The organism is Salinisphaera sp. S4-8 (assembly GCF_040361235.1).
In the GTDB taxonomy this organism is placed as follows: domain Bacteria; phylum Pseudomonadota; class Gammaproteobacteria; order Nevskiales; family Salinisphaeraceae; genus Salinisphaera.
Map to the genome: position 1 here is coordinate 288,788 of NZ_APNF01000004.1, position 25,631 is coordinate 314,418.

Consider the following 25,631-nt stretch of genomic DNA (forward strand, 5'->3'; position numbering starts at 1 on the left):
GGGATATGGCGGTGCTCGCAAGCTTGACGCGCGCCCAGCTGCATGCGCATGCCACGCGCTACTACAAAAGCGGCGGGCGGACCGAGCCGGAGGTCGCGCTCGTGGTCTACGGGGATGCCTGCGCGGTGTTCAAGGACTATGCGCGTACGCCCGGCTGGTTCGGCCGCATCGTCGCGCCGGTGCTCATCTGGCGTGAGGCCAGCGCGCTCAAGCGCCTTGATGGGATCGTCGGGGTGCCCCAGCTGTATCGTCAGCTGGATGCACGCGGCGTGTTGATCGAGTACCTGCCGGCCACGCCCTGGCCCCAGGCCAAACCGGGCGAGGCCGCCTACCATCGGCTCGACGAACTCGTCGCGCAGATGCATGCCCGCGGCGTAGCGCACTGCGATCTCAGAGCGCCGAGCAATATGCTCGTCGACGACGAGGGTCAGCCCTATATCGTGGATTTCGTCGCCCGGGTGTGCCGCGGCCAGCGCTGGAATGTCCCCTGGAACTGGTTGTTTCGCCAGTTCGTAGGCGCCGATGAAAGCGCACTGGCCAAGCTGCGTGTGCGTTTTGCGCCGCGTCTGGCCAGCGCCCACGATCGTGCCCTGCTCGACGAGCGCGGGATCATCGAGCGTGTGGCACGGGCCATCGGCGAGCGTACCCGGGCGCTCGTGCGTTATTTCGTGGGTTCCTGAATGGGCTGGCTGCTACGCATTCTGTCGTTGTTCGTGCCGTTGCTGCGCTGGCCGCTGCGGGCCTGGATCAATACCCATGCCTCGCCGTCGGATCTGTCCGAGATCGCGCTGGCCGGTGATAAACCCGTGTGCTACGTACTGCCGGTCGCCAGTGTCATGGACTGGCTGGCACTGGAAGCGGTGTGTGCCGAACAGGGCCTGCCACGCCCCTACCTGGCAGGTAACAGCATGCCGAGCATGCAGCGGTCGGTGGTCGTGGCCTTGCCGGTCGGGCGTAGCGGCGAACGCTCGGATCTGCATCGCATTGTCGCGCGCGGCCTGCATGACCAGAATTACGACGTCCAGCTGGTACCGGTGTCGGTCTTCTGGGGGCGTAATCCGGTCAAGGAAACCTCGCTGTTTCGAATTCTGTTTGCCGACAGCGAGCGCAGCGGGCGGCTGCGTAAACTGCTGATCGTGCTGGCGAACGGACGCAACACGCTGGTGCATTTCGGTCAGCCGCTGGATTATCGGGGTTTTCTGGACGAGGCCGAGGTCGGCGCGCCGGATGTCATGGTGCGCAAGCTCGTGCGTGTGCTGCGTATTCATTTTCGGCGCCAGCGCACGGCCACGCTCGGCCCGGCGCTTTCGCGGCGCAGCCAGCTGATCAACTCCCTGCTCGCCGATGCCGATGTCCAGCAGGCGATCGAGGATTCCGCCCGCCGCGACAAGGTGAGCGTGGCGGCCGCGCGCTCGCGGGCGCGCGACTATGCCAACGAGATCGCGGCCGACTACTCGAATATCGCCATCGGCTTCATGCTGCGGGTGCTCACCTGGCTGTGGAACCGGATCTACGACGGCGTGGACGTGCGCCATCTCGCTCGCCTGCGCGCGACCACGCACGATCGGCGCGAGGTCATCTATCTGCCCAGTCATCGTAGTCATATGGACTACCTGCTGGTGTCCTACATCCTCTATCAGGAAGGCCTGGCCCTGCCGCAGATCGCGGCCGGCGTGAACCTCAACTTCTGGCCGGTGGGAGCGTTGCTGCGGCGCTGCGGCGCGTTTTACCTGCGCCGTAGCTTCAAGGGCGATCGTCTCTACACGGCAGTCTTTCGTGCCTATGTGGACGCGCTTATCCAGCGCGGCCAGCCGATGAAGTTCTACCCCGAAGGCGGGCGCAGCCGTACCGGGCGGCTGTTGTCGCCTAAAACCGGCATGCTGTCGATGGCGGTCACCAGCGCGCTCGGCGGCAAAGGCGCGCCCGCGGCGATTGTGCCGGTGTATATCGGTTACGACCGGGTCATGGAGGTCAACAAATATTTCGACGAACTGCGCGGCACGCGGGTCAAAAAAGGCGAGTCGATGGGCGATCTCGTACGCGGCTCGACCAAGGTCTTGAAGCGCAAGTATGGCCGCGTGTTCGTATCCTTCGGCGAGCCGATCGACCTGCAGGCCTATGCGGATGCCCATCTGCCGGATTGGCGCGAGCGCATGCGTGGGCTGGAAATGGACGCCCGCCCGCGCTGGCTGCAGGATTTCGTCGCCAATCTGGCCGAGCGGGTGATGGAGCGCATCAATGCCACGGCCACGCTCAATGCCACCGGCCTGGCCTCGTTGATCCTGCTCGGCAGCCCGCAAAAAGCCGTCGCCGAAGACGAAATGGTCCAGACCCTGGCGCTGCTGGCCGAACTGGCGCGCGTGTGTCCGTATTCGCGTGATGCCACCGCGCCGGAACACACGGACGGTCACGCGCTGCTCGCCGAAGCTGAGCCGATGATGCGCCTGATTCGAGTGCCCCACGCCTGGGGCGATGTGCTGACCGTGGAATCGCGTCAAGCCGTATTACTGACCTATACGCGCAACAATGTCATGCACCTGTTCGCGCTGCCGTCGCTGGTGGCCAATTTCTTTGCGCATGCCGAGTCGCGCGAGCGCGAACGTGTGCTCGATGATGCGGTAGAACTCTATCCCTTGCTGGCCTCGGAGCTGTTCCTGCGCTGGCCGACCGAGCAGGCGCGTGCCGCGCTGGGCGAGGCGATCGATGGGCTGCTCAAGTGTGGATTGCTGCTGAGCGACGAAACCGGTCGGCTACAGCGCCCGGAAGCCGGCACGGCGGCGTTCGCGGCATTGATGAGCCTGTCGCGGATCATGCGCGAAGCGCTCGAGCGTTATGCCATGACGGTGATGCTGCTCAGCCATAATCTTGAAACCGGTAACGTCGAACGCGGCCGTTTCGAACGTCAATGCCAGCTCATGGCCGAGCGCATGGCGATACTCACCGGCCGCAACAGCCCGGAATTCTTCGATTCCCGGCTGTTTCGCAATCATCTGCAAACGCTCGTGCGTGTCGGTTTGTTGCACCAGCAGGGCAGCAAGCTCGAAATCGACCCGGCACTGCGCGACGTGGCCGAGCACGCGCTGCAACTGCTGGGTGCGGACCTACGCCAGTCGATCGCGCATCTCACGTCGTTGCCGCACCTCGACGACGGTGTCGATAGCAGCGCACAGGCCGAGCCGGCCAGCAAATCAGACTAGTCGCAGCGCGACGCTGAAGCCCTAGCGCGGCGGCGCGGGCCGCCAGAGATAGAGCGGTTGGGCCGAGGCCTGGCTATCGAAGGATAAATCCACCGGCACACCGGCCGCACTCATGCGCAGTCCGCTGGCAGCGGCGGTTTCCGAGAGAATCGAGTTCGGTGCGCTGCGGCCCTGGTAATAGCGAATCACGCGCGCCGAAGTTACGTCCGCCGCGTCGCGTGCACGCGCCAGCACGTCATCGATATGGCCAATCTCGTCGACGAGGCCAAGACGTAGCGCATCATCGGCGGCCAGAATCCGGCCGTCGGTGATCTCGTCGAAATGATCACGATCCAGCTGGGGCCGACCGGCCTCGACCACGGCTACAAAACGCGCAAACAGCGAATCGATCACATCCTGGACAATGGCCTGTTCTTCAGGCGTGGCCTCGCGCAGTGGCGACATGATGTCCTTATGCTGGCCGCTGACATAGCTCGCGTTCTCTACGCCGAGCTTGTCGAGCAGGCCGCTGGCGTTCACGCCCGGTATGATCACCCCGATGGAGCCGGTGATCGAAGTCGGTTGCGCGATGACGGTATCGGCAGCCATGGCCACGTAATAACCGCCCGAGGCGGCCACGCCGCCGAAGCTGGCAATGACCGGTACGCCGGTTTCGCGACGATAGCGGGCGATACGCGAGTGAATCTCGTCGGCCGCGGCGACTGTTCCGCCGGGGCTGTTGATACGCAATACGACGGCGCCGATTTCATCATCGTCGGCTGCCTTGTCGAGCGCACGGCTGACTGTGGCCAGCGTTGACGGCTGCTGCACGAGTCCGAGCGCGCGGCTCGCCGGTGCATCGGAGATGAAGCCGGAAATCGGCAGCCACAGAATCTTGGCGCGACCTTCGCCTTGCACCGTGGTTTCGCGCAAGGCGTTGTCGCTGGCCCCGAAGGGCGAGATAACTACGCAGCCGGCGAGCGCAAACGCGAGCGCGAACAGCGGCGCCAGTTTCAGCGCAGAACGTGCACGACCGCCCACGCTAATGCACCTGGGTCTGCCAGGCCTCGATCGCTGCAATCGTGCGCTCGGTGGCCTGGGTCAGGCATTTTTCGGCCTCCTCGCGCTGTTCGTCGTCGAGATGCTCCCATGCCATGGCAATGAACGGGCGGGCCTCGTCGAGCACCTCGTGTTCGTAGAGCTGGCGATAGGCGGTTTCCAGGGCAGCCAGGCATTGGCCGATCGCATCGGCCGCCATCTTGGCTTGCTGGAATACCATCACGCAGGCCCCGGTCGCGGCGTGTTCGAGCATCGGCTCTTCTTTCGCGGCTGCCGGATAGTGTTCGGTGAACAGATCGGCCAGGCGCGTGACCATTTCGACCAGTGCGAGCATGGCCGGCATATCGTCGTGTAGCGTCGGGTGGCCGCGCTTGGCGGCGACATTGGCGGCGATCTTGAGAGCCGGGCCGATCACACGATGATAAGTGCGCGGGTTGAGCGCATCAGGGTCAAGCTGCTCGGGGTCGAGACGTCGGGCGGTATCGGGATTGTCCATGCTGAATATATCGGTTGGTCGTCGAAACGCACCTTGCGGCGCGCCAGGTTGCCGCTCGCGGTGTGGAATATCCGCCGGCGTGTGGAGTTCGGGGCTGGTCTGAGCCAGCCCATCATCCTATCACTCGGCCGGTAGCACGATCTCTACGCGCGCGCCGCCTTTTTCGCATCGGGTGAGGATGATATCGCCGGTATAGGAACGCACGATTTCGGCGGCGACGGCGAGTCCCAGGCCCTGGCCTTCACGGCTGGTATCCGCGCGTACGCCGCGTTCGAGCAGGCGTTCGGTCGAGCCGTCGCCAAAGCCGCGGCCGTTGTCGTCGATCTGCAGATAGAGATCGCTGCCCTGGGTTTCGGCGCGTACGTCGACTTCGCCATCGCCGTACTTGGCAGCATTGTCCATGAGCGTGCCCAGCAGTTCGGTCAGATCGCCCTCGTCGATGGGCGCCTTGACCGAGGCCGGGATATGCACCCGAAAACGGGTGCCTTGTTCGGCATAGACCTTGGTGAGTGCGCGCGCGAGCTTCTCGGCGACCGGCGCGATGGCAATCGACACCGCCAGGCTGCGCTTGCCGGCCGCGGCCGCCTTTTGCAGCTGGTAGTCGAGAATGTCGTTCATGCGCGCCAGCTGGGTGCGCAGGCCGTGGCGCTGGCTTTCGTCCAGGCGCTCGTCCTCGGCCAGGCCGCGCAGTACCGCCATCGGCGTTTTCAGGCTGTGGGCCAGATCGCCCAGCGCGTTGCGATAGCGTGTCAGGCGGGCCTGATCGTTGGAGAGCATGGTGTTGAGGTTGCTCACCAGCGGCTGGATTTCGTCCGGGTAGCGGCCTTCGATACGGCGTTTTTCGTGGGCCTGGAGGTTGGCCAGGTTGCGCGCCAGCCGACGCAGCGGCGCCAGCCCCCAGCGCAGGATCAGCAATTCCACGATCAGCAGGATCAGCGCCGCAGCACTCAGCAGCGTCCAGAGCACGCCGCGAAAACGCTGCATCTGCTTGACGAATGTATGCGCATCCTCGGCAACCACGAGGGTATAGCGATAATCGGTGCCGGCATCGGTGACCCAGCGAAAACCAAAGGACAGGGTGATCAGCGTGCCGCGTTCGTCGGGGTAGATGCGCATGAACTGCCATTCACCCACGGCCGGCAGGCTGTCCAGGCTCAGCGGCTCCAGCAGCGAGGGCGAGCGCCAGATGGACTGGCCGTTTTCATCCAGCACCATGGCATAGAGACCGGAATCGGGCCGGGTGAGATCGGATTCCGGCAACACCCGCGGCGCGAGTTTGAAGCCGCCGTCCTCGGTGATCTCGGCGCTGCCCAGCAGGGCATAGCTCAAGCCCTGCAGGCGGTCGTGCTCGGCCTGGTCGGCGCGCTCACTCACCGCGGTTTCCAGCGCCACGCCGGTGAGCACGATAAAGGCCAGCAGAAGTACCGCGGTCGCGGCCAGCAGCCGCGCCCGCAGTGAATTCATCACGGTTGCGACGCGCTGTCGTTGGTCGCCGTACGGGGATCGCGTGCCAGGCGATAGCCGCGCCCGCGCAGGGTTTCGATGGGCTTGCGCGAGCCCTCGGGGTCGAGTTTGGCGCGCAGGCGCCGTACGAAGACCTCGATCACGTTGGAGTCGCGTTCGGCGTTCTCCTCGTAGATATGCTCGGTCAGCGCGGTCTTGGACACTACTTCGCCCGCGTGCAGCATCAGATGTTCGAGTACGCGATATTCATAGGCGGTCAGCTCGACCGACTCGCCGGCCACGAAGACCTCCTGGCGGGCCGTATCCAGCACGATATCGCCGGACTCGAGCTTGGGCTGGGCCCAGCCGCGCGAACGCCGTACCAGCGCCTGGATACGCGCGGTCAGTTCTTCCGGCTGGAAAGGCTTGACCACATAATCGTCGGCGCCGGTTTCCAGGCCTTCGACCTTGTCCTGCCAGCGGCTGCGCGCGGTGAGAATGAGCACCGGATAATCGAGGCCGGCTTCACGAACCTCGCGAATGATATCCAGCCCGGTCGGCCCGGGCAGGCCGAGATCGACGATGGCGATATCCACCGGGTACTCCAGCGCAAAGAACAGGCCTTCTTCGCCTTCGCCGGTCGCATCGACGGCAAAGCCGTCGCCGCGCAACTGCGCACAGATCTGTTCGCGCAGATCGACATCGTCCTCGATAACCAGTGCTCGCATAGGGTCAATCGTATTGTTCGTGGGCTAGTGGCGGGCCTCGACATGCACGATGCGTACACGTCCGCCATCCAGGAGTTTTACCCGATAGTAGGGCCCGCCGGGGCCGTCTTCCAGCACCACGTTGAGTACGCGTCCGCCATATTCGCGCGCTGCACGTCGGGCGGCCTCCGCCGGCGCCACATTGGGCGGCGGGCGTGATTCATCGCCCGCGACATCGCGCGCGGCACTGCGGCCCGGGCCAGCGCCTTCGGCCAGCGGTGCGCGCAGGGCGTCGCTGCCGAACTGGGCCAGGGCAATCGGGCAGGTCAGAAGCACCAGCAGGGCCACGGCCAGACGCAGGCCGGCCCAGGCCGTATCGGGGTCGATCGCGTAGTGGCGCATTGCGATAGAGCTCGGGATCAGCCCGTGCTAGAAACTGCTGCGGAAACCCGAAGACGTATTGTTTCCGGGGTTACCGCTGCGTTGCAGGCAATCGTTGAGGCGGTTGTTTTCCATCCGACGCGCGTTCCAGGCGCCCGCGCCTGCGCCGGCGAGTGCGCCCAGGCCGGTGGCGATATCACGCCCCGAACCGCTACCGATCTGGTTGCCCAGCAGGCCGCCGGCTGTGCCACCGATGATGGCCTGACCGGCCGTACTGGTGGCGCCCTTGACGGCGACGTTGCGGTCGTCGTTCTGGTAGTAGCAGTCGTATTGGCCGCCGGGTACGGCCTGAAAAATCGGATCGACCTGCGGTTTCGGGTTGCTCGCGCAACCGGCGACCAACAGACAAGCCGCCGCCAGGCCGGCGACGACAAGGGTTCGGAGCGGCGTGATAATCGGTGTCATGATGCATGTCCCCTAGCGTCGTGCTGAACTTAGGCTTCAGGCGCTGAACGCATGCTTAATTCTGACTTGGCCGGGCCGGTCTGCATAGCTGCCGGTGGCAGGTATTCATGGCCGATTCACGCCCGCGCGCGCATGCTCGTATGGACAAAGTGCCGTTTTTTGCGGCCAGGAGGTTCGACATGGGTTGGCCACGCTTTATCACGCCCGCCAGTGTGCTGATGCTGGCGATCGCCGGCACGGCGGCTGCGGCCGATAATTCCGGCATCGTCATTATCGATCAGCAGCAGCGTTCGACGCCGTTCGGCAGTTATAACAGCCAGCGGCGCACCGAAGTTTACGGCCCGTCGAGCGGTTTTCGCTACGAGGAATACGAAACCCCGATACAGCCGGTCTATCCGCGCTATGGATACGGGCGTCATGGCGGCTATGGCTATGGGCCCGGCTATGGCGGACGGGGCCGGGTGTTCGAGCATAACGGCGCGCCGGCGGCACCGGGTGTTTACGGCTGGGGATCGGGGCGTGGTGATCGCGACCATCACCCGCACCGTGATCCGCGCCCCGGCTACGACGCACATACGCGGCGCGACAACGGGCGTACGGTTCAACCCGCACGACGTGCTGTCGAGCCGGCTCAGCGTACGATCGAGCCGGCCCAGCGGCTGCTGGACTAGGGCTTATCGCCGCGAGATAAGCCCTCGCATCGGCGCCCCGCGCCTTGCCCGCCACGCCCGGCACGGGCATGCGATGACATATCCCGCGACCACAGGCCCTAGCGTGCGGGCATCAGATCGCACTGGCGCATTGCCTGTTGCCAGTGCTCGGTATGGTTTTCGATGGCCTGATCCAGGCGCGCCCATATGCCGGTCTGCGTGCTCAGCGTACGCGCGCGATAGCGCGTGAATTCGGGCGGTAAGGTCACGCGTTGCCGATCGATCAGCGCATTGACCGTCTCGCGCCAGAGGCGGCCGGCCCGCACCAGATCGGCCAGATAAGCCTGAACCCGTGGACCGTAGATCTCCACCAGGATCGTATGCAGCACCCGGGCTCGGCGGTTCGGGCGATGGTTGAAGCATAGCGGCCGTTCGTTCAGCCGGGTTTCGATCAGCTGGCTGGCGCGTTCGAGGGCCGCCGCGGCCTGCAGTGCGGCGATCTGCAGGGCGCCGCCGTATTCGCTGGCATCCAGGGTTTCATACACGCCCACGAGCGTGTCTTCGCTGACCACGCGTTCGGCCTGCATGTCGGCCATGGCTGCCGTGAGTCGGGTGAGTGCCGCGCGAGCGCTGCGCCCGGCCAGGCTCGGTTCGAGCCCGGCATTGTCGCCGGCGATACTGAACAGATGCGCCATGGGCGCGCTGGCCATCGTCTGATTCCAGATGATGGCGCCGCGTGCCTGGCGCTTGAGCGCGATCAGCCGATCCAGACGGGCGACGAATTCGCGTGCGTCGTGTTCGGTATCGCCATCGAAGCCGGCACGGCAGCGGATGAGGCCAGCCAGTAGCCGGGATTCATAGGCCAGACGCGCCTGGGGCGGGGCGACCCGGCCGAGAATGCTGTTGCGCTCGGAAATCAGGTTCACCAGGCCACAACGATGCAGCTGGAAAAAACCGATCCAGCCGGTACGCGGGGTCTGTACGGGTTGTGCGAGTGCGCGCCGGGGCGGATACAGGCTGCGCGGCGTGGCCGTTGCCGCTGGCAGATCGCGCTCGAGCGTACGCGCCAGCCGGGTAAGATAGTCGTCAAAGCGCGCCTGGGGGCTGTCTGCGGCGCGACAGCCGGCCAGGGCCGCGACCAGCAGTATCGCCACCAGGCCGGCTCGCGCGGTAGGTTTTCGCCTGTCGCAGGAACGACAATCGCCTGTACTCATGAGTCACGATACGATCGGGGCCATCGCGCAGTTGCCGGAGAACAGCTCATGTTCGAAGCCCGTAGGAACGAGGGCGTACACGCCGGGCCGACGGGCCAGGCGCGTGTGGCCGTGCATGTAGATGCGCGTATCAAGGATAACCGTGCGCTGCGTGAGCGTATCGAGCAAGCCATCGCCCCCCGGCAAGGCCTGATGCTGGCTGATGCGCTGGATGAGCTGCCGGAGGTGGCCGCGGTTTTTGCACTCTATCCCGAGGTGGACGCGCTCGAAGCGCTGGCGCGGCAGGTCCGCGATGCGCGCGCACGGCGCGGCGACGGCCGGCCGGTGCTGGTGGTGGGCCTGTCGCCGGACCGTCTCACGCTGTTTGGCGGCTGGCTCATGCGCGCGGCCGCCGGTGGCGAGATCGACGGTCTGCGTCTGATCGTCGATCGCGATCCCAACGTGCTGGTGTCCCAGCTCGGTGATTATCTCGAGGCCGTGCATGAGCCCAGCGTGATTGCCGTGCCGGGCGCCGCGCAGGCACAAGGCGCTCACGAGCGCTATTTCTTCTGCCTGAGCCCGGCGTGGCAGGCAGCGATGAGCTATGTCGCGGAACTGGCAGAAAACCATGTGGCGCGTATCGGCCTGTTGGGCGAGCCGGGCGTGGGCAAGAGCGCGATGGCCTATTTCTATTATCTGTGTCGGGGCCGCGGAGAGTTCATCAAGCTCAATCTGGCCGCCGAAGTCGGAGATACGCCAGCGCTGAAAGCCCTGCTGTGTGGCGAGGTGACCGCAGCCCAGTCGCGTACCGGCGCGTTGGCCCAGGCGCGCACGGGTGTGTGTTTTATTGATGCATTCCAGGGCCGGGCGAACGGGTTGGCGGATGTGCTCGACGAGGCCTTGGATAGCGGCGAATATCTGCCGCACGGGGCCGCCGCCAAACAGCCGCTCGACTGTGCACTGGTGTTCGCGGCGACGCCTGCTGCAGCGCGCCCCCTGCCTGCCATGCCCGCGGAATTGCCGGCGCGCCTGGCCGCGCAACCGGTCTATCTGCCGTCGCTACGCGCGCGCGGCGAAGATCTGATCGCGATCGTCGCTGCCACCCTGGACACCATGCGCACGCGCTCGACGACCTGGCAGGCGCCCGCCGGCCTAAGCCATGCCGCCTGGCAGGCGCTTTGCAATTGCCCCTGGCGCGGCAATGCGCGCTCGCTCGAACGCGTCATGGAAACGGCGTTCATCAGCGCGGCGACCGCGCGCACGCCGCTGATCGAGCGCGATGCCATCGACAGCGCGCTCGCGCTCTGGGAGCCGGAGAGCGGGGCCGCGCCTGCGACTTAAGTCGCGCTGGCTGCTACGGAATCTCTGCATAACCTGTCGCGGTCGCGCCGGTGTGCTTTGCGCGCGATCGACAGACAAGTGAGCGCGTAGCGTGCCCAAGCCGATAACAAGTTGCACGGTAGTGAACACTGACGCCGATCAAGCGCGCGCAAAGCCGGCGGCCCCGAAGGGGTTCGGCCTCAAATGCGCTACGACGGCGTTGCCGAGCTTGATCTGCCCATCGTTGATTTCCTGGGGCAGGCGCTGCGCTCGGACGCCTTGTCGCAACGCCTTTGACCTTGAAAGTCTTTTCAGGGCGAACGCGAGCCGCGAGAGGTTATGCGACAGATTCCTAGGCGGGCTATGCTCGCAAAACGATCTCTGACGCGATGCTGTGATGCCCGAAACTGCTGTCGATCCGGTTGCCCGTCTGCGCGAACCGCTGATATTGCCCTGCGGCCAGCGCCTGGCCAATCGGATCGCCAAGGCGGCGATGACCGAGGGGCTGGCCGATGCGCGCATGAATGCCACGCCTGCGCTGGAAACGCTCTATCGGCGCTGGTCGCATGGCGGCGCGGGGCTGTTGATTACCGGCAATGTGCAGATCGACCGCTGGGATCTCGAGCGCCCCGGCAATGTCGTGATCGACGGCGATGCCGACCGCGACGCGCTCGCGCGTTGGGCGGCGGCCGCCCAGCACGGCGGCAGCCGGGTATGGATGCAGCTGTCGCATGCCGGGCGCCAGGCGCCGTTATATTGCACGCCGCGACCGGTTGCGCCGTCGCCGGTGGGCCTGAAGCTGCTCGGGGCCTATCGTCGGCCGCGCGCGCTCACCCAGCGCGGCATCGATAGCGTGATCGAGCGTTTCGTGGCTGCCGCGACGATCGCCCGCGATGCCGGCTTCGACGGTGTCCAGATTCATAGCGCCCATGGCTATCTGCTCAGCGAATTTCTCTCGCCGGTGACCAACCGCCGCAAGGACGAATACGGCGGCAGTCTGGAAAATCGGGCGCGCCTGCTGCTGGCGGTGGTGCGTGCGGTACGCGCCGCGGTCGGCCGGGAATTCGCGATCGGGGTCAAGCTCAACTCGGCGGATTTCCAAAAAGGCGGGTTCACCAACGCCGAGTGCATCGACGTGGTGCGCTGGCTCAACGACTGTGGCATCGATCTGCTGGAAATCTCCGGCGGCAGTTATGAACAGCCGCGCCTGCTCGGGCATAGCGGCGACCAGCGCCAGGCCGACGCCCCGCGTGAAAGCACGCGTGCGCGCGAGGCCTATTTCCTCGAATATGCGGCCTTGATCCGCAAAGTGGCGCGTATGCCGTTAATGGTGACCGGCGGGTTTCGTTCGCGCGATGCCATGGTCGAGGCGCTGGACAGTGGCGATACCGACCTCATCGGCCTGGGCCGGCCCCTGTGTGTGGATCCGAATTTCGTCGCGCGCCTGTTCGATGGCACCACCCGCCAGGCCGAAGATCCCGGCGCGGAACTGGCCTATGGCCGTGGTCTGTTCGGGCCGCGATCGTCGGTGTCGGCACTACGCTTTTTGAATATCTTTTCCCAGATGGGCTGGTACTACATGCAGCTCATGCGCCTCGGGCGTGGCCTGGAGCCGGACTGGCGGATGTCATTGCGCAAGGGGTTGTTCGGGCACGTGCGTTCGGAGCTCGGCGCTGCCCGCCGTATCCGGCCCTTTCAGAAACAGGCCGATACGCTCGATGCCGAATGATCGGCTAGCCAAACACCTGAATGCCGAGCAATAGCACGCCCAGGCCGTTGAGCGCGCCGTGGCCGATGATGAGAAATCGCGGCGGCGCCTGATGCTGGTAGATCAGGCCGAAGAACACCGCCCCGGCGGCGAAGCCGATCGCTACCAGCGCGAAGGCGCTCCACACGAGCACGCCCGGGTGCATGAATGCACCGATGAGCAGGCAGAGCAGCCCCACGCCCGATATCGCACCGTGACCGATGCGAAGCGGGCGTGTGGCGCCGTCGAGCGCCGCCATCGTCAGCCCGCCCAGTGCGGCGACGAGCAATAACCAGAAGGCGGCCGCGAGCATGGCTTAAACCGCGGCGCCGTGGGCGCTATGTGCGCCGGCCGCGGCCGAGCCGCCGTCGTTCGGGGCCATGGGCGGCTTGGGCGTATCGCCCTGGGCATCCGGTTGCGGCTGTGCCTGCTGCTTGGGCTTTTGCTTCGGTTCGTTCTGATCGTCGCCGCTGTTGTCCTGAGCAGCATTATCGGATTCGGACGGATTCTGTTCCTGTTGCTGCGCTTTCGCCTTCGGCTGGTCCGGGCTGGACTGGTTCGACTTGTCCTGCTCGGGCTGCTGCTGCGCCTGTTTGGGCGTCGAGGCGGCGTCAGCCGACGGGGCCTTGGGCTTGCCGTCTTCGTCCTGGATTTCGAGCTCGTCGATCACGTCTTCCACACCGGCCTGCGAACGGGCCTTCTTGAGCGCAAGCTCGCGCGTCTCCTCGTCCGGCACCACGCCGGTTAGGGTGACGACACGATCTTTCACGCCCACCGAGATCGCGGATTTGTCGAACGATTTTTCGTTGAGCACGTCGCGCTGGATGGTACGGAAGAGCACCTGATCGTTGACCGTCTTGTTTACGGCCTCCGAGGCCGCGGCGACCTTGTCGCGGGCCTTCTTGAGTTCGGCTTCGGCTTCGTTGAGGTTGGCCTGAAGTTCCTGGAGCTCTTCTTTCTTGTCGTTGAGCGCTTCCTGGGCTTCATTGCGCGACTCGCGCGCTTCCTTGAGCTGTTCGACGGCGTTGTCGTATTTCTCCTGCGGGGTTTCGGAGCAGCCGGCGAGCAGGCTCAGCGAGAGCACGAGGGCCGTGAATACGGTGGCGAAACGGAACGTGGCGTTGTTCATCGAAGGCGAGAATGCAAATGAGCCGATAACCGAAAATAACATGTTTCTACGAACCTGCTTCGGCTACTAGAATATTGGTCATGCGTATCGCTGGTTATACATTCGCGCAGGGGCTCGCGGCTGCGCCCATGGCCGGCGTGACCGATCGCGTGTTCCGGGCGCTTTGTCGCAGCCTCGGCGCCAGCGTGACGACCGCGGAAATGGTCTCGGCCCGCCCCGAACTGCGGGGCACGCGCAAGTCGCGGCTGCGTCTGGATCAGCACGGCGAGCCGGCGCCGCGTATCGTCCAGATCGCCGGCGGCGATGTCGCCGATCTGGTGCATGCGGCGAAGGTCAACGCCGACGAAGGCGCGCATATCATCGATATCAATATGGGCTGCCCGGCCAAGAAGGTCTGCCGCAAGGCCGCGGGCTCGGCATTGATGGCCGATGAAGACCGCGTGGCCGCAATTCTCGATGGCGTGGCGAATGCCGTCGATGTGCCGGTGACCCTGAAAATGCGTACCGGCGTAAGCGCGGACCGGCGTAATGCCGTGGCCATCGCCCGGCGTGCCGAGCAGGCAGGTATCGCAGCACTGGCCGTGCACGGGCGCACCCGCGATCAGCACTACACCGGCACGGCCGAGTACGACACCATCGCCGCGGTCAAGCGCGCGGTATCGATTCCGGTGTGGGCGAACGGCGATATCGACTCGCCGGCCAAGGCCCGTACGGTGCTCGCAGCCACCGGCGCGGACGGGCTGATGATCGGACGCGCGGCCTGTCGCCGGCCCTGGCTTTTTCGCGAAATCGCGCTCGAGCGGGCGACCGGCATGGCGCCGGCACCGCCGAGTCTGGCCGACGAGCGGGAATTATTGCTGGGCCTGATCGAACAGCTGCACGATTTCTACGGCGAGCAGCAGGGCGTGCGCGTAGCGCGCAAGCATATCGGCTGGTTGCACGAACGCCGTCCGGCATCGGCTGTGCTGTATATGGATCTGGTCCAGGCGGACACGGCCGCCCGCCAACTGCGTCTGCTCGACTGTTATTTCGATGCCGCCGCCACCGCCGAACAGCGGGGCGGGGTGTCACCAAACAAAAAAGCGGCCGGGCGAGGTATCGCCACGGCCGCCTGAAGCCAAGGGCCGGCTTACATGCCCGGTGCGGTGCCGCTAAGCCCCGCCGAGCCTACGAACAGGCCCAGAATCAGCAACTGGATCAACCAGCCGACGATACACACGCCCACGGCGCGCAGGGTGCTTTGATAATCCAGTGCCTGACGTACGGCGATGACCGTCGTGGCCAGCATCCAGATCGACACCACGAACACCACCAGCGTGCCGATCACCGGGATGATGCCGAAAATACGCAGCAGTCCGGGGGTGGCCGCAAAACCGAGCGTACGCAGCAGCTGGCCTACATCGGCCTCGGTCTGGGCTTCCGGTAGCAGTTTGGTGCCGATCGCCCAGATCAGCGCCGCCCAGATCAGCCAGCCGAGCAGGGCCGCGACAGCATTGAGCAGCAGATAGCCGATCCCGCCGCCGCCGATCGCACCGATGCCCGCAGCCAGGGAGGCGAGTACGACAATCAGCGCGGCCTGGCCGGTGGCACCGCGATCGTGTTCGACTTCCTCGTAGGTTGGCGCGTGCAGCTTGGCGGCGCCAATCATTCGTTCGCTAAGACTTTGCATGACGGAATGGGTTGTTGAATTTGCATCCGATCTTGGCTTAGATAAGTGTTCCACGCCAGCCTGCGGTTTTTGCGGATTGCGCTTGCCCCGGGGCGCACTTACGCTGTCGGCTCGACAATTCGCAATCGGTGAAGATTCTGCGCGCCCTACTGCTGATCAATCGCAAATCCCGCCAGGGTGAAGCCAACGCCCAGGCGGCCCGCGACGCACTCGAAGCGCTCGATGTCGAGATTACCCTCGGCAAATTTCAGGAACCTGACGACGTAGCTGCCGAGATCGATCGGCATGCGCCAAACGTGGATATCATCGTCATTGGCGGCGGCGACGGTACGCTCAATCTCGCGGCAGCTGCGGTCATGCGCGCCGAACGTCCGATGGGTGTCCTGCCGCTGGGCACGGCCAACGATTTTGCCCGTACGCTGCTGATCCCCACCGAGCTCGAAGCGGCCTGTCGCAATGTGGTGGAAGGCGTGAGCCACGGCGTGGATCTGGGCCAGTGCAACGACGTGTATTTCGTCAACGTCGCCAGCGTGGGCCTGGCCGTGCGGGCCTGCGAATATCGTTCGGATGCGGCCAAGAAATGGTTCGGCTCGTTCGGCTATGCCTCCAACGTGTTCCAGGCCTATCGCGATACCGAGCCCTTCGATGCGGTGGTGCGTTGCGGCGACGAAACCCATCGTCTGCATTCGATCCAGTTGGCCGTCGGCAATGGCCGCTATTTTGGCGGCGGGCTGGCGGTGGCCAGCGATGCCGCGCTCGACGATGGCCGACTCGATCTCTACAGCCTCGAGCCGCAGCCGCTGGCCAAGCTCGTGGGCATGCTACCGGCGCTGGTACGCGGGCCGGACAAGTCGATTCAGGGCGTGCAGTTGCTGGAAGGCACCGAATTCGAAGTCGATACCGGCAAGCCCATGCCCATCAATACCGACGGCGAGATTCTCACCGAAACACCGGCAAAATTTCGGATCCACCCGTCAGCACTGCAGGTGAAGGTGCCGCAGGAATATGTTGATCGATATGGGCGCCGTAACACGTCATAAGTACAGGCAATAATTACAAGTCATAACGAATCGAGCATGGCGAAGGCCGCTGTGCGATTCCAATGCCGAGGAGCATGCGATGAGCGACCGACCGCAGCGATTCACCGATGCCGAAGCCACCATCGACTGGCTGATCGAAACCGTCGGCCACGATATTCATGTCGGTGCGCCGCTGGGCCTGGGCAAGCCGGCGACGCTGCTCAATGCGCTCTACGCGCGCGCCAAGGCCGATCCATCGATCAATCTGCAGATTCTTACTGCGTTGTCGCTGGATGTGCCCCAGGCCGGCAGCGAACTCGAACGCCGCATCATGGATCCAATCGTCGAGCGCGTGTTCGAGGATTATCCGGGTCTGGATTATGTACGTGATCTCAACGCGGGCAGCGTGCCCGACAACATCACGATCTCCGAATTCTTCTTTCAGCCGGGGGCGATGCTGGGTAACGACAACGCCCAGCGCCACTATCGCTCGGTCAACTACACGCACGTGGCGCGCGATCTGATCAACGCCGGGGTGAACGTGCTCATGCAGATGGGCGCGCCCGGCCCCGATGACAGTCAGTTCTCGTTATCCAGCAATACCGATGTCACCCTCGATCTCATGCCCGTGGTCGAGGCCATGCGTGAACGCGGCGAGCCGATCTGGGTGGTCGGCCAGCTCAACAAGCGCATGCCGATGATGACGCGTAGCGCGCTGGTGGACGCTGCGCTGGCGGATGCGGTGTTCGAAGGCGAGGCCGCCACCTTCAAACCCTTTGGCGCACCGGCCATGCCCGTTGCCGATGCCGATTATGCGATCGGTCTGCGCGTATCGAGTCTGCTCGCCGATGGCGGCACGCTGCAGATCGGCATCGGTTCGCTCTCCGATGCCATCGCCTATTGCTGCGATCTGCGCCATAACCACAACGACGACTACCGTGTGCTGATCGACCGGCTCGCCCGCAGTGCGCATGAACGCGAGCTGGCCGAGGCGATCGGCGGCGAAGACGTATTCGAGCGCGGGCTCTACGGCTGCACCGAAATGCTCGTCGATGCCTATATCCAGATGTATCGCGCCGGCGTGATTTCGCGTGCCGTGTATGACGATATCGATATCCAGCGTCTGCTGGATGCCGGGCGCATTGGCGAAACGGTGGACGCGAATACGCTCAACGCGCTGCACGACAGTGGCGCGATTCGGGCCCAGCTCGACGCCGACGATGTGGCCCGGCTCAAGCACATCGGCGTGTTTCATGCCGATGTGCGCTATGCCGAGCGCAAGCTGGACGCCGGCGATGGCGGCGAGCCGATCGCGGCCGATCTCGATGACCCAACCGCGCGCGAGGCGATGGCATCGCGTTGTCTGGGCGATCGGCTCAAGGGCGCGACGCTTGTGCATGGCGGTTTCTTTCTCGGGCCGAACAGCTTCTATCAGTCGCTGCACGACCTCGACGACGACGAGCGCGAGCTGTTTCACATGACCAGCGTCGGCCAGATCAACGAGCTCTACGGCAATGAAGCCCTGCGGCGCGTGCAGCGGCGCGACTCGCGTTTCGTCAACACCGCCATCAAGGCCACGCTGGCCGGTGCGATTGCCTCCGACGGGCTGGAAAACGGCCAGGTCATCTCCGGCGTAGGCGGGCAGTACAACTTCGTATCACAGGCGCATGCGCTCGAGGACGGACGCTCGATCATCTGCGTACGCGCGGTACGCCAGTCCTCGGACGGGCCCGAGTCCAATATCGTGGCCCACTATGCGCACACCACCATTCCGCGCCATCTGCGCGATATCGTGGTCACTGAATACGGCGCGGCCGATCTGCGCGGCAAGACCGACGAGGAAGTCGCTATCGCCATGATAGAAATCGCCGATGCCCGGTTCCAGGATGAGCTGCGCAGTGCTGCGGTGTCTGCCGGCAAGCTGCGCCGCGATTATCAGATTCCCGCGCATGCACGTAACAACACGCCGGATCATCTGCGCCGCCTGTTCGCCCCGGAAAAACAAAAGGGCCGTTTCGAGGCCTACCCCTATGGCAGCGATTTCACCGAAATCGAGCGCGCGCTCATCGGCGCGCTCAAGAAGCTGCAGAGCGGATCGCACGGCAAGACGTTGTCGAGCTTTGCCCGGCATGCCTCGCGTCTGGCCACCTTGCCGGCCAGTGCGGCGCCCTATCTCGAACGCATGGATCTGCAACGCCCGCGCACGCTGCGCAAGTCGTTGTATGCCCGGGTGGTGGCACTCGCGCTGATCAACGACGGCGTGATCGATTCCCACGACGAGCCTGCCGACGCCGAGCTATGAGCGCGCCCACGCGCTTTGCCAGTCCCGAGGCACTCGACGCCGCGCTTGCAGGCCAGGGTTATGTCAGCGATGCCGAATTGCGCATGACGCTGTATCTCGCGCTCGCCCTGAACAAGCCGCTGCTCGTGGAAGGCCCGGCCGGCGTCGGCAAGACCGAAATCGCCAAGGCGCTGGCGGCCGCGGTCGATACCCGCCTGATCCGGCTGCAGTGCTACGAAGGCCTGGATGCCGCCCAGGCGCTGTATGAATGGGATTATCCGCGCCAGCTGCTGGAAATCCGGGTTCAGGAAGCCGCGGGTGTCTCCACCGACAGCCTGCGCGATAACCTCTATTCCGACAGTTTTCTGCTCGAACGCCCGTTGCTGGCGGCGCTTCGCCACAGTCCGCCGCCGGTATTGCTGATCGACGAGCTCGATCGCGCTGACGAAGCCTTCGAGAGTTTTCTGCTCGAAATCCTGTCGGACTGGCAGATCAGTATTCCCGAATACGGCACGGTACGCGCCGACACCCCGCCGCTGGTGGTGATCACCGGCAACCGCACCCGGGCGCTGGCCGAGGCCACGCGAAGGCGCTGTCTGTATCTGTGGATCGACTATCCGGATCGGGCCAAGGAACTGGCCGTGCTGCAAAGCCGGCTGCCCGGCATCGATACGCGTCTGGCCGAGGCCATCGCCGATTTCCTCGCCTGGGCTCGAACACAGGAACTGGCCAAGACGCCGGGGCTGGCCGAAACACTCGACTGGGCGGCCGCGCTCATCGAAATCGGTGCCGCCGACCTGGATGATACGCGTATCACCGTCACCCTCGGTGCCCTGTTCAAGGACCCGGCCGATATCGATGCCATGCGCGCACGCCTGGAAGACTATCGCCGTAGCCAATGAACGACTGGTCGCTCGCGCGTGTCGTGACCGCGTTCGTTCAACAACTACGCCAGGCGGGCGTCACCGTTAGCCCGGCCGAAAGCGCCGATGCATTGGCCGCACTTGCGCACACACCCATGCAGCCGCGCGCGGATTTCGCCCGCCTGCTACGGGCCTGTCTGGCCAAGACCCCCGAAGACCGCGCCCGGTTCGATACGGTTTTCGCCGAATTTTTCGACGACCGGCCCACGGAAGTCGCCGAGCAAGCGGACGCTGACGACGACCAGACAGGCAACCAGAAGGCTCATGGCGTCGGCGATGCCGAGCCTGCCCCTGCAAAAACGACGGCCTCGGACGGTGACCCAAGCGAAAACGCCAACACCGGCGCCAGTGCTGCGCGACAGGCCATGCAGACCGATCTCGCGGCGATCGGCGCCGATGAGCGCGAGGCCATGGAACGGCTCATTCGCACGCTGGGCCACCAACTGGCGCGACGCGCGGCCCGGCGCTGGCGCGCGCGCTCGCAGGGCGTGATCGATCTGCGGCGAAGCCTGCGTGCGGCCATCGCCCACGGCGGCGAAGTGTTTACGCTGCGCCGGCGTTATCGTCCGCGCGAGCGCCCGCGGCTGGTGGTATTTGCCGATGTCAGTTATTCCATGGATGCCTACAGTCGCTTCTTTCTGTGTTTCATCCATGCGTTTGCGCGCGTGTTTCGGGCGGTGGAAAGCTATGTATTCAGTACCGAATTGTCGCGGGTGACCGAGACGCTCGCGCGCTCGGCCTCGGTCGAAGCCGGGCTGGCGCGCCTGCCCGACAGCGTTGCCGGCTGGGCCGGCGGCACCCGTATCGCCAGTGCGCTGGAAAGCTTCATGCATCGTTTTGCCGATCAACAGCTCGATCGCAATACGGTGGTGATGATCGTCTCCGACGGCTGGGACAGCGACAAGCCGGAACGGCTGCAGGCCGTGCTCAAACGCCTGCGCGGGCGTTGCCGGGCCATCATCTGGCTCGATCCGCTGATGGGGCATCCGCGCTTTTTCAGTACCGCGCTGGGGGCGCAGCATGAATCACCGCATGTCGACATATGTGCGCCAGCGCGCAATCTGGCCGGGCTCGAGGCTTTAGTCGAACAGCTGTCGCGGGCGCGGGTGGTTTAATCACTGCGCGGCCACCCGGCGTTCGACGCCGCTGGTGATCGTGATTGGACGAATCGCGCTCCCGCATTTGCGCGTTTGGCGTTTATTTGCGGACTGTTTTTGCAACAGCGCGACGCGCACCGCGGTGTTTCACGTGGGTCTGGCAGGCACGCGATCTATGCGTCACTTCACCGTAAACCGGCGCGCACCAATCATCTGACCATCGTCGGTGATGACCGTCACCCGCCAGTGGCCACTCGGGTCGTCGCCGAGGGCGAGTTTGTGGCTCCACGCGCGATAACCGTTTTCCGGGCCGCCGCCGGTGATTTCGAGCGGAATACGATCCACCACCTTGCCGTCGTGCGACCAGACATGCAGCACCTGTTGTTGCAGTCCGCGTGGCGCGGCGATGGCGGTAAAGGCATACAGACCGTCCGCGGCGAGTTCGTCTGCCGAGAAGTTCGCGCGATCGTGGCCGGGCTGGCGGTTATCGACATCCACTTGCAGGGTGATGGCCATATCGGTGGCGCGCAGGGTGGCTGGCGGAATCCAGAAACGCCCGAACCAGGCGAGGCCGCCGAGGGCCACCGAGAGCGCGGCCAGCAGCAGCCAGCGCCACCACTGGCGTGCCTGCAAGGCGTCATTGAAGCTGGGCAAAGCGCATACGCCCATGGCCACCGAAGCGATGGCCACGCTTTCGCCGGTGGTCAGCGACAGCATGATGGGGCCGGCAGTCAGCAGGGCGACGAACAGGGTGAAACCGTGGAAACCCAGAAACAGCCAGCGGCGCTCGGCGATGCCGTGCAGGTAGATCGGATCGATCGTCGACGCGGCGGCGGCGACGATCAACAGGCCGGTGAACAGCGCCTGGCCGCTCAGCCAGGTAGTCGTGGCCAGAAAGAACGGCAGGACGAAGAACAGGGTTTCCTGGTGCAGGCACTGGGCCGCAAAACGCACGGCCGCCTGCGGAATACGTTCGCCGAAATAACGGGCAAGCAGGCGACACAGCAGCCCTTCGAACAACAGCGCCAGCCAGCCGAGCAGCATGAGCGCGGTGACCCATTGCGCCAGCGCGGCCTGGCGTTCGACCAGAAAGAAACTGCCCGCGCCCATGGCGAAGGAGGCCACCGGCAACAGCCGACGGTAGCGATAGGCGATACGGCCCGCGCGGCTGTTGAGCAGCCGGGTGAAATACTGTTCGACCGGACTGGCGTCGGGACTGTCGCTGGCAACGGTTTGGCTGGCCACGGGACTCGCTTGCAGACACGTAGAAGATCGCCGCGCCCTGTATTCAGGCGTGCGGCGGCGCGATCATAGCAGCGTGGTGGCTGTACGTCGGCTGACCGGTATGCGAATGCAGCCGCTCGTATCGTGCTGCGCTCTTGCAACGGTTATCGGCGCCCGCAGTGTGAGGTTGAGTGCCGCAACCGCGGCGCGCCCGGGCGCGGTGTTATCATCGGGGCCGGTCAACGACACAGTACGAACGACGGTCGACGACGGCATGAGCGATTTCAAAGGTATTCCCGTAGTAACAGGCACCAAGGTGCAAAAGCCCAATGGCACGCGGGCGATCAAGAACGGCATGAAGGCGAACAAGAACGCCGCGGCCGTACCGATCGGGCGCAAGCCGGATTGGCTGCGCGCGCGCCTGCCCACGGGCGACACCTATCAGGCCGTCAAGAAGAACGTGCGCGAGCACAAGCTGGCCACGGTCTGTGAAGAGTCGATGTGCCCGAACATCGGCGAGTGCTGGAGCCACGGCACCGCGACGATCATGATCATGGGCGATACCTGTACCCGCGCCTGTCGCTTCTGTGCGGTGGATACCGGCAACCCGCGCGGCTGGCTGGATGCCCAGGAGCCCGAGCACTGTGCCGATTCAGTCGAGATCATGGGCCTGAACTATATCGTGCTCACCTCGGTGGACCGCGACGACCTGCCCGACGGCGGTGCCCAGCACTATGCCGACTGTGTGAAGGCGATCAAGGCACGCACGCCCAACGTACGCGTGGAAGCGCTGGCGCCGGATTTTCGCGGCGTGGCCGAACATGTCGACAAGGTGGTGGATTCCGGGCTGGAAGTGTTCGCCCAGAACGTGGAAACGGTCGAACGCCTCACCCATGTCGTACGCGATGCGCGGGCCGGTTATCGCCAGACGCTGGATGTGCTCGAACACGCCAAGAAGCACAATCCGGATGTGCTCACCAAGACCAGCGTCATGCTGGGTCTCGGCGAAACCGAAGACGAAATTGCACAGACCCTGGACGATCTGGCCGCGATTGGTGTCGATATCGTCACCTTCGGCCAGTATCTGCGCCCGACCGTGAATCATCTGCCGGTCGAGCGCTATGTGCCGCCGGCGGATTTCGCCAAGTATCGGCAGTGGGGCCTGGCGCGCGGTTTCCTGGAAGTCGTCTCCGGGCCGCTGGTACGCAGCTCCTATCGCGCCGATCGGGTGTTCGACAAGAACAACGCCGGGCTCGACCAGACGGCGTAGTGATAGCCGGGGCGCCGTCAGCCAGTGCGGGCCGGGTCGGCCGGCGCGTCAGTGCTCTGGTGGCGGCGCCTGTCGAACGTCGTCGAGTTCCGCATGGCGTTCGGACAGGAAATCACCGAGATTGTGCAACGCTTCGATGTGCTCGCACAGGGTCTTGATAGTAACCAGCAGCGGTAGTGCCACGATCATGCCCACCGCCGACCACAGCCAGGCCCAGAACGTGACCGTGATGAATACGATGACCGTATTCAGACGCAGGCTGCGGCCCACGAAATAGGGCGTGACAATCTGGCCTTCGAGCGTGGTGAGCGCGAAATAGACGCCCGGAACGATCAGTGCCCAGCCCACCCAGTCGAAGGTGATGAGCGCAATCATCGCCGCGATCGCAATCCCGCCAAGCGCGCCGAGATACGGGATGAAGTTGAACAGGAAGGCGATCACCCCGAACACGGCCGGATAGGGCATGCCGAATGCCCACATCGTCAGCGCGACCGCGACGCCCAGACCGGCGTTGATCGTGGTGATGGTCAACAGATAGCGCGAGAGCTTGCGCTCGATATCGTGGGCGATCTGGGCGGCCCGGCGTTTGTCGCGAAAGCTCGGCATCACGTGTACGAGCTTTTCGTAGAACATGTCGCCCGAGGCGAGCAGAAACAGCAGCAGCACCATCGTGAACACGAACTGGGCGATTACGTTGGGGGCGAGCAGCGCGGCCTGGGTTGCTGCGCTTTCACCTTCGATTTCCACCGTTTGAACGTCCGGCGTGTCGCTGCGGGTCATGGACTGCAGCTTTTCGTTGGCCTCGAAGATGGCGCTGAAGGGGCCGGCGATATCGGCCAGCTGTTGTTCGATGCGTTGTTCGATACGCGGGGCGTTCTCGATCCAGCCAGTCGCCGGCACGGCCAGTGCGGCCACCGCGAACAGAAAACTCACCAGCAATACGCTCACGATCACCAGCGACGACAGCGCTGCGGGCACCCGTCGCCGGTCGAATACGCGCCGAATCGGCGCGAATACCATGGACAGCAGAAAGGCCAGCACGAGGGGTACGAAAAAGCTGCGGGCCTGGCTCAGCACGAAGACGGACGCATAGAGAAACAATGCGACGAGCATCCACTTAACCAGCGGACTCGCGCCCAGCGCGACCGAATGCTGGCTGTCGCTGGATTGGGTGTCAGGTTCAGCCATTCAGGACTCGGTGGAGATGGAGCGCAGCGCCCGCCGCGAGCGGCCAGCGAATAGTAGCGGGCAACCCCGAGGGGCAGCGTCTTTTTGCTAGCTAACCACGAAAATCAATGTTTTCGTATGATTTGTGCAAAAAAACAGGCGATCGGCCGTAGCGGCGCGATCGCCTGCGTAACCGCCGATGACGCGTGTGGCCACGGGCGGATCGGTTTGCACGGCGCGTATCAGACCTGGGGCGGCTGACCGTTGGAGGCCATCAGCCCGCCGTCGACCGGCAGGTTCACGCCGCTGATGAAGCGGGCGTCGTCGCTGGCCAGAAAGGCGATGGCCGCGGCGATGTCTTCGGGCGCAGCGCCCGCCCCCAGCGGCATACGCTCGGCGAACTTGTCGAGCAGGTCGTCCTTTTCGAACACGCCGCTGGCCATGTCGGTACGGGTCAGGCTCGGGCAGACCGCGTTCACGCGTACCCCGTCGCCGCCGTGATCCAGCGCCAGCGCCCGGGTGAAGTTGCTGACAGCGCCCTTGCTGGCGTTGTAGACGCTCATCGCCCAGTCGCCGCCGAGGCCGGACACCGACGAGGTGTTGACGATATTGCCGCGGCTCTCGATCAGATGCGGCATGGCGGCGCGGCAGCAGTGGAAGACGCCGTCCACGTTGATCGACATGATCTTGCGCCAGGTGTCGTCGTCGGTGTCGGTAATCCGGCTCTGGGTGGCCACGCCAGCATTGTTGACCAGAATATCCAGCCGCCCGCAGGTCGCGATGACGTCGTCGACGAGCGCGTTCACCGCGTCGGCGTCGGCCACGTCGGCCGGGCGTACGTGAACTCGATCGGCGGGCAGATCCTTGGCGACCTCGTCGAGCTTGTCTTTTGTGCGGCCGACGAGCACGACGGTCGCGCCTTCGTCGACGAGGCGTTTAGCGGTGGCCGCCCCCATGCCGGAGCCGGCGCCGGTGATCAGAGCGATCTTGTCCTTGAAGCGTTGCATGCCTGCGGTTCCTGTTATTGGGCGTTAAAACCGAGCGACCCCGGCCGGGCTAGCCTGCCCGGCCGTTGTCTCATGCAACCAAAGCTGACGATGAACGCGCCTGAATCAAGTCCGTACGCGATTATTTACAGAATTCACCGTGCGGCGTGCCCAGACCATCGGGGCTTCGAGCGATCGGTCTTTCGCCTTATTCGCGTGTCTTCGCGTT

At 64.7% G+C, this 25,631-nt stretch carries 24 protein-coding genes; 11 read left to right on the plus strand and 13 right to left on the minus strand.

Annotation, left to right across the window (positions count from 1 at the left end; genetic code table 11):
* Positions 1-11: 11 nt before the first annotated feature.
* Together S4A8_RS08190 and plsB are read left to right on the plus strand one after the other, a co-directional pair.
* Positions 12-680 (plus strand): protein kinase family protein, encoded by a 669-nt coding sequence (locus S4A8_RS08190; RefSeq protein ID WP_353219774.1) that lies wholly within the window; start codon positions 12-14, stop codon positions 678-680.
* Positions 681-3,197, plus strand: a complete 2,517-nt coding sequence (gene plsB / locus S4A8_RS08195; RefSeq protein ID WP_353219775.1) for a glycerol-3-phosphate 1-O-acyltransferase PlsB — start codon at positions 681-683, stop codon at positions 3,195-3,197. It abuts the gene before it with no gap.
* 21 nt (positions 3,198-3,218) lie between these two features.
* Here the strand turns inward: plsB and sppA are convergent, their stop codons facing one another.
* From sppA to S4A8_RS08225, 6 genes are all read right to left on the minus strand, one after another.
* The gene (gene sppA, locus S4A8_RS08200) at positions 3,219-4,217 is read right to left on the minus strand and encodes a signal peptide peptidase SppA (RefSeq protein WP_353219776.1); all 999 of its coding nucleotides are present in this window, start codon (positions 4,215-4,217) and stop codon (positions 3,219-3,221) included.
* Position 4,218: 1 nt separating this feature from the next.
* Complete coding sequence (locus S4A8_RS08205) at positions 4,219-4,731, minus strand: hypothetical protein (RefSeq protein ID WP_006914055.1); 513 nt, start codon at positions 4,729-4,731, stop codon at positions 4,219-4,221.
* A 120-nt stretch (positions 4,732-4,851) separates the two neighbouring features.
* Entirely contained in the window at positions 4,852-6,195 is a 1,344-nt protein-coding gene (locus S4A8_RS08210) for an ATP-binding protein (RefSeq protein WP_353219847.1), read from the minus strand.
* Complete coding sequence (locus S4A8_RS08215) at positions 6,195-6,902, minus strand: response regulator transcription factor (protein ID WP_353175435.1); 708 nt, start codon at positions 6,900-6,902, stop codon at positions 6,195-6,197. Before S4A8_RS08215 ends, S4A8_RS08210 begins: the two co-directional genes overlap by 1 nt.
* A gap of 24 nt (positions 6,903-6,926) precedes the next feature.
* Positions 6,927-7,283: a PepSY domain-containing protein gene (locus tag S4A8_RS08220; RefSeq protein ID WP_353219777.1), complete on the minus strand. Its 357-nt coding sequence runs from the start codon at positions 7,281-7,283 to the stop codon at positions 6,927-6,929.
* A gap of 27 nt (positions 7,284-7,310) precedes the next feature.
* Positions 7,311-7,727 (minus strand): glycine zipper 2TM domain-containing protein, encoded by a 417-nt coding sequence (locus tag S4A8_RS08225; RefSeq protein WP_353219778.1) that lies wholly within the window; start codon positions 7,725-7,727, stop codon positions 7,311-7,313.
* A gap of 179 nt (positions 7,728-7,906) precedes the next feature.
* Here S4A8_RS08225 and S4A8_RS08230 point away from each other — a divergent pair, with 179 nt between their 5' ends.
* On the plus strand, positions 7,907-8,398 hold the full coding sequence (locus S4A8_RS08230; protein ID WP_353175429.1) for a hypothetical protein: 492 nt from the start codon (positions 7,907-7,909) through the stop codon (positions 8,396-8,398).
* 98 nt (positions 8,399-8,496) lie between these two features.
* Here S4A8_RS08230 and S4A8_RS08235 read toward each other — a convergent pair whose 3' ends face one another.
* On the minus strand, positions 8,497-9,531 hold the full coding sequence (locus S4A8_RS08235; protein ID WP_353175428.1) for a DUF3080 family protein: 1,035 nt from the start codon (positions 9,529-9,531) through the stop codon (positions 8,497-8,499).
* Between the two features lie 108 nt (positions 9,532-9,639).
* On the opposite strand from S4A8_RS08235, the gene S4A8_RS08240 reads away from it, so the two are divergent.
* Both S4A8_RS08240 and S4A8_RS08245 read left to right on the plus strand, forming a co-directional pair.
* Positions 9,640-10,911, plus strand: a complete 1,272-nt coding sequence (locus S4A8_RS08240; protein WP_353219779.1) for an AAA-type ATPase lid domain-containing protein — start codon at positions 9,640-9,642, stop codon at positions 10,909-10,911.
* A 376-nt stretch (positions 10,912-11,287) separates the two neighbouring features.
* On the plus strand, positions 11,288-12,619 hold the full coding sequence (locus tag S4A8_RS08245; protein ID WP_353175426.1) for an NADH:flavin oxidoreductase/NADH oxidase family protein: 1,332 nt from the start codon (positions 11,288-11,290) through the stop codon (positions 12,617-12,619).
* A 4-nt stretch (positions 12,620-12,623) separates the two neighbouring features.
* On the opposite strand, the gene S4A8_RS08250 is transcribed toward S4A8_RS08245, so the two are convergent.
* Both S4A8_RS08250 and S4A8_RS08255 read right to left on the minus strand, forming a co-directional pair.
* Entirely contained in the window at positions 12,624-12,950 is a 327-nt protein-coding gene (locus S4A8_RS08250) for a hypothetical protein (RefSeq protein ID WP_353175425.1), read from the minus strand.
* Positions 12,951-12,953: 3 nt separating this feature from the next.
* A complete protein-coding gene (locus S4A8_RS08255) occupies positions 12,954-13,766 on the minus strand; it encodes a BON domain-containing protein (protein WP_353219780.1) in 813 nt (270 codons plus the stop codon).
* Positions 13,767-13,846: 80 nt separating this feature from the next.
* Between S4A8_RS08255 and dusB the strand changes: the two genes are divergently transcribed.
* Complete coding sequence (gene dusB, locus S4A8_RS08260; RefSeq protein WP_353219781.1) at positions 13,847-14,881, plus strand: tRNA dihydrouridine synthase DusB; 1,035 nt, start codon at positions 13,847-13,849, stop codon at positions 14,879-14,881.
* Positions 14,882-14,895: 14 nt separating this feature from the next.
* Here dusB and S4A8_RS08265 read toward each other — a convergent pair whose 3' ends face one another.
* Positions 14,896-15,435 carry a YIP1 family protein gene (locus tag S4A8_RS08265; protein WP_353175422.1) on the minus strand — a complete coding sequence of 180 codons (540 nt, stop codon included), beginning with the start codon at positions 15,433-15,435 and terminating at the stop codon, positions 14,896-14,898.
* Positions 15,436-15,563: 128 nt separating this feature from the next.
* On the opposite strand from S4A8_RS08265, the gene S4A8_RS08270 reads away from it, so the two are divergent.
* From S4A8_RS08270 to S4A8_RS08285, 4 genes are all read left to right on the plus strand, one after another.
* Positions 15,564-16,475: a lipid kinase gene (locus tag S4A8_RS08270; RefSeq protein WP_353219782.1), complete on the plus strand. Its 912-nt coding sequence runs from the start codon at positions 15,564-15,566 to the stop codon at positions 16,473-16,475.
* A gap of 79 nt (positions 16,476-16,554) precedes the next feature.
* Positions 16,555-18,756, plus strand: coding sequence for an acetyl-CoA hydrolase/transferase C-terminal domain-containing protein (locus S4A8_RS08275; RefSeq protein ID WP_353219783.1), 2,202 nt, complete (start codon positions 16,555-16,557; stop codon positions 18,754-18,756).
* On the plus strand, positions 18,753-19,637 hold the full coding sequence (locus S4A8_RS08280; RefSeq protein ID WP_353219784.1) for an AAA family ATPase: 885 nt from the start codon (positions 18,753-18,755) through the stop codon (positions 19,635-19,637). Before S4A8_RS08275 ends, S4A8_RS08280 begins: the two co-directional genes overlap by 4 nt.
* Positions 19,634-20,773: a vWA domain-containing protein gene (locus S4A8_RS08285; RefSeq protein ID WP_353219785.1), complete on the plus strand. Its 1,140-nt coding sequence runs from the start codon at positions 19,634-19,636 to the stop codon at positions 20,771-20,773. The genes S4A8_RS08280 and S4A8_RS08285 overlap by 4 nt, the downstream gene beginning before the upstream one ends.
* Positions 20,774-20,935: 162 nt before the next feature.
* On the opposite strand, the gene S4A8_RS08290 is transcribed toward S4A8_RS08285, so the two are convergent.
* Positions 20,936-22,000 carry a DUF5924 family protein gene (locus S4A8_RS08290; protein ID WP_353175414.1) on the minus strand — a complete coding sequence of 355 codons (1,065 nt, stop codon included), beginning with the start codon at positions 21,998-22,000 and terminating at the stop codon, positions 20,936-20,938.
* Positions 22,001-22,253: 253 nt separating this feature from the next.
* Here S4A8_RS08290 and lipA point away from each other — a divergent pair, with 253 nt between their 5' ends.
* Positions 22,254-23,249: a lipoyl synthase gene (gene lipA / locus S4A8_RS08295; protein WP_353219786.1), complete on the plus strand. Its 996-nt coding sequence runs from the start codon at positions 22,254-22,256 to the stop codon at positions 23,247-23,249.
* A 48-nt stretch (positions 23,250-23,297) separates the two neighbouring features.
* Here lipA and S4A8_RS08300 read toward each other — a convergent pair whose 3' ends face one another.
* Positions 23,298-24,437, minus strand: coding sequence for an AI-2E family transporter (locus S4A8_RS08300; protein WP_353219787.1), 1,140 nt, complete (start codon positions 24,435-24,437; stop codon positions 23,298-23,300).
* A 221-nt stretch (positions 24,438-24,658) separates the two neighbouring features.
* Positions 24,659-25,423, minus strand: a complete 765-nt coding sequence (budC, locus tag S4A8_RS08305) for a meso-2,3-butanediol dehydrogenase (protein ID WP_353219788.1) — start codon at positions 25,421-25,423, stop codon at positions 24,659-24,661.
* Positions 25,424-25,631 lie beyond the last annotated feature (208 nt).

Excerpts from the sequence above, each read along its gene's own strand:
- S4A8_RS08240 (WP_353219779.1), top strand. The coding sequence starts at position 9,640 with ATGTTCGAAGCCCGTAGGAACGAGGGCGTACACGCCGGGCCGACGGGC.
- S4A8_RS08210 (WP_353219847.1), bottom strand. The coding sequence starts at position 6,195 with ATGAATTCACTGCGGGCGCGGCTGCTGGCCGCGACCGCGGTACTTCTG.
- dusB (WP_353219781.1), top strand. The coding sequence starts at position 13,847 with ATGCGTATCGCTGGTTATACATTCGCGCAGGGGCTCGCGGCTGCGCCC.
- S4A8_RS08275 (WP_353219783.1), top strand. The coding sequence starts at position 16,555 with ATGAGCGACCGACCGCAGCGATTCACCGATGCCGAAGCCACCATCGAC.
- S4A8_RS08215 (WP_353175435.1), bottom strand. The coding sequence starts at position 6,902 with ATGCGAGCACTGGTTATCGAGGACGATGTCGATCTGCGCGAACAGATC.
- S4A8_RS08280 (WP_353219784.1), top strand. The coding sequence starts at position 18,753 with ATGAGCGCGCCCACGCGCTTTGCCAGTCCCGAGGCACTCGACGCCGCG.
- S4A8_RS08230 (WP_353175429.1), top strand. The coding sequence starts at position 7,907 with ATGGGTTGGCCACGCTTTATCACGCCCGCCAGTGTGCTGATGCTGGCG.
- budC (WP_353219788.1), bottom strand. The coding sequence starts at position 25,423 with ATGCAACGCTTCAAGGACAAGATCGCTCTGATCACCGGCGCCGGCTCC.
- S4A8_RS08220 (WP_353219777.1), bottom strand. The coding sequence starts at position 7,283 with ATGCGCCACTACGCGATCGACCCCGATACGGCCTGGGCCGGCCTGCGT.
- S4A8_RS08250 (WP_353175425.1), bottom strand. The coding sequence starts at position 12,950 with ATGCTCGCGGCCGCCTTCTGGTTATTGCTCGTCGCCGCACTGGGCGGG.
- S4A8_RS08300 (WP_353219787.1), bottom strand. The coding sequence starts at position 24,437 with ATGGCTGAACCTGACACCCAATCCAGCGACAGCCAGCATTCGGTCGCG.
- S4A8_RS08255 (WP_353219780.1), bottom strand. The coding sequence starts at position 13,766 with ATGAACAACGCCACGTTCCGTTTCGCCACCGTATTCACGGCCCTCGTG.
- S4A8_RS08245 (WP_353175426.1), top strand. The coding sequence starts at position 11,288 with ATGCCCGAAACTGCTGTCGATCCGGTTGCCCGTCTGCGCGAACCGCTG.
- S4A8_RS08205 (WP_006914055.1), bottom strand. The coding sequence starts at position 4,731 with ATGGACAATCCCGATACCGCCCGACGTCTCGACCCCGAGCAGCTTGAC.
- S4A8_RS08285 (WP_353219785.1), top strand. The coding sequence starts at position 19,634 with ATGAACGACTGGTCGCTCGCGCGTGTCGTGACCGCGTTCGTTCAACAA.
- plsB (WP_353219775.1), top strand. The coding sequence starts at position 681 with ATGGGCTGGCTGCTACGCATTCTGTCGTTGTTCGTGCCGTTGCTGCGC.
- S4A8_RS08225 (WP_353219778.1), bottom strand. The coding sequence starts at position 7,727 with ATGACACCGATTATCACGCCGCTCCGAACCCTTGTCGTCGCCGGCCTG.
- lipA (WP_353219786.1), top strand. The coding sequence starts at position 22,254 with ATGAGCGATTTCAAAGGTATTCCCGTAGTAACAGGCACCAAGGTGCAA.
- S4A8_RS08265 (WP_353175422.1), bottom strand. The coding sequence starts at position 15,435 with ATGCAAAGTCTTAGCGAACGAATGATTGGCGCCGCCAAGCTGCACGCG.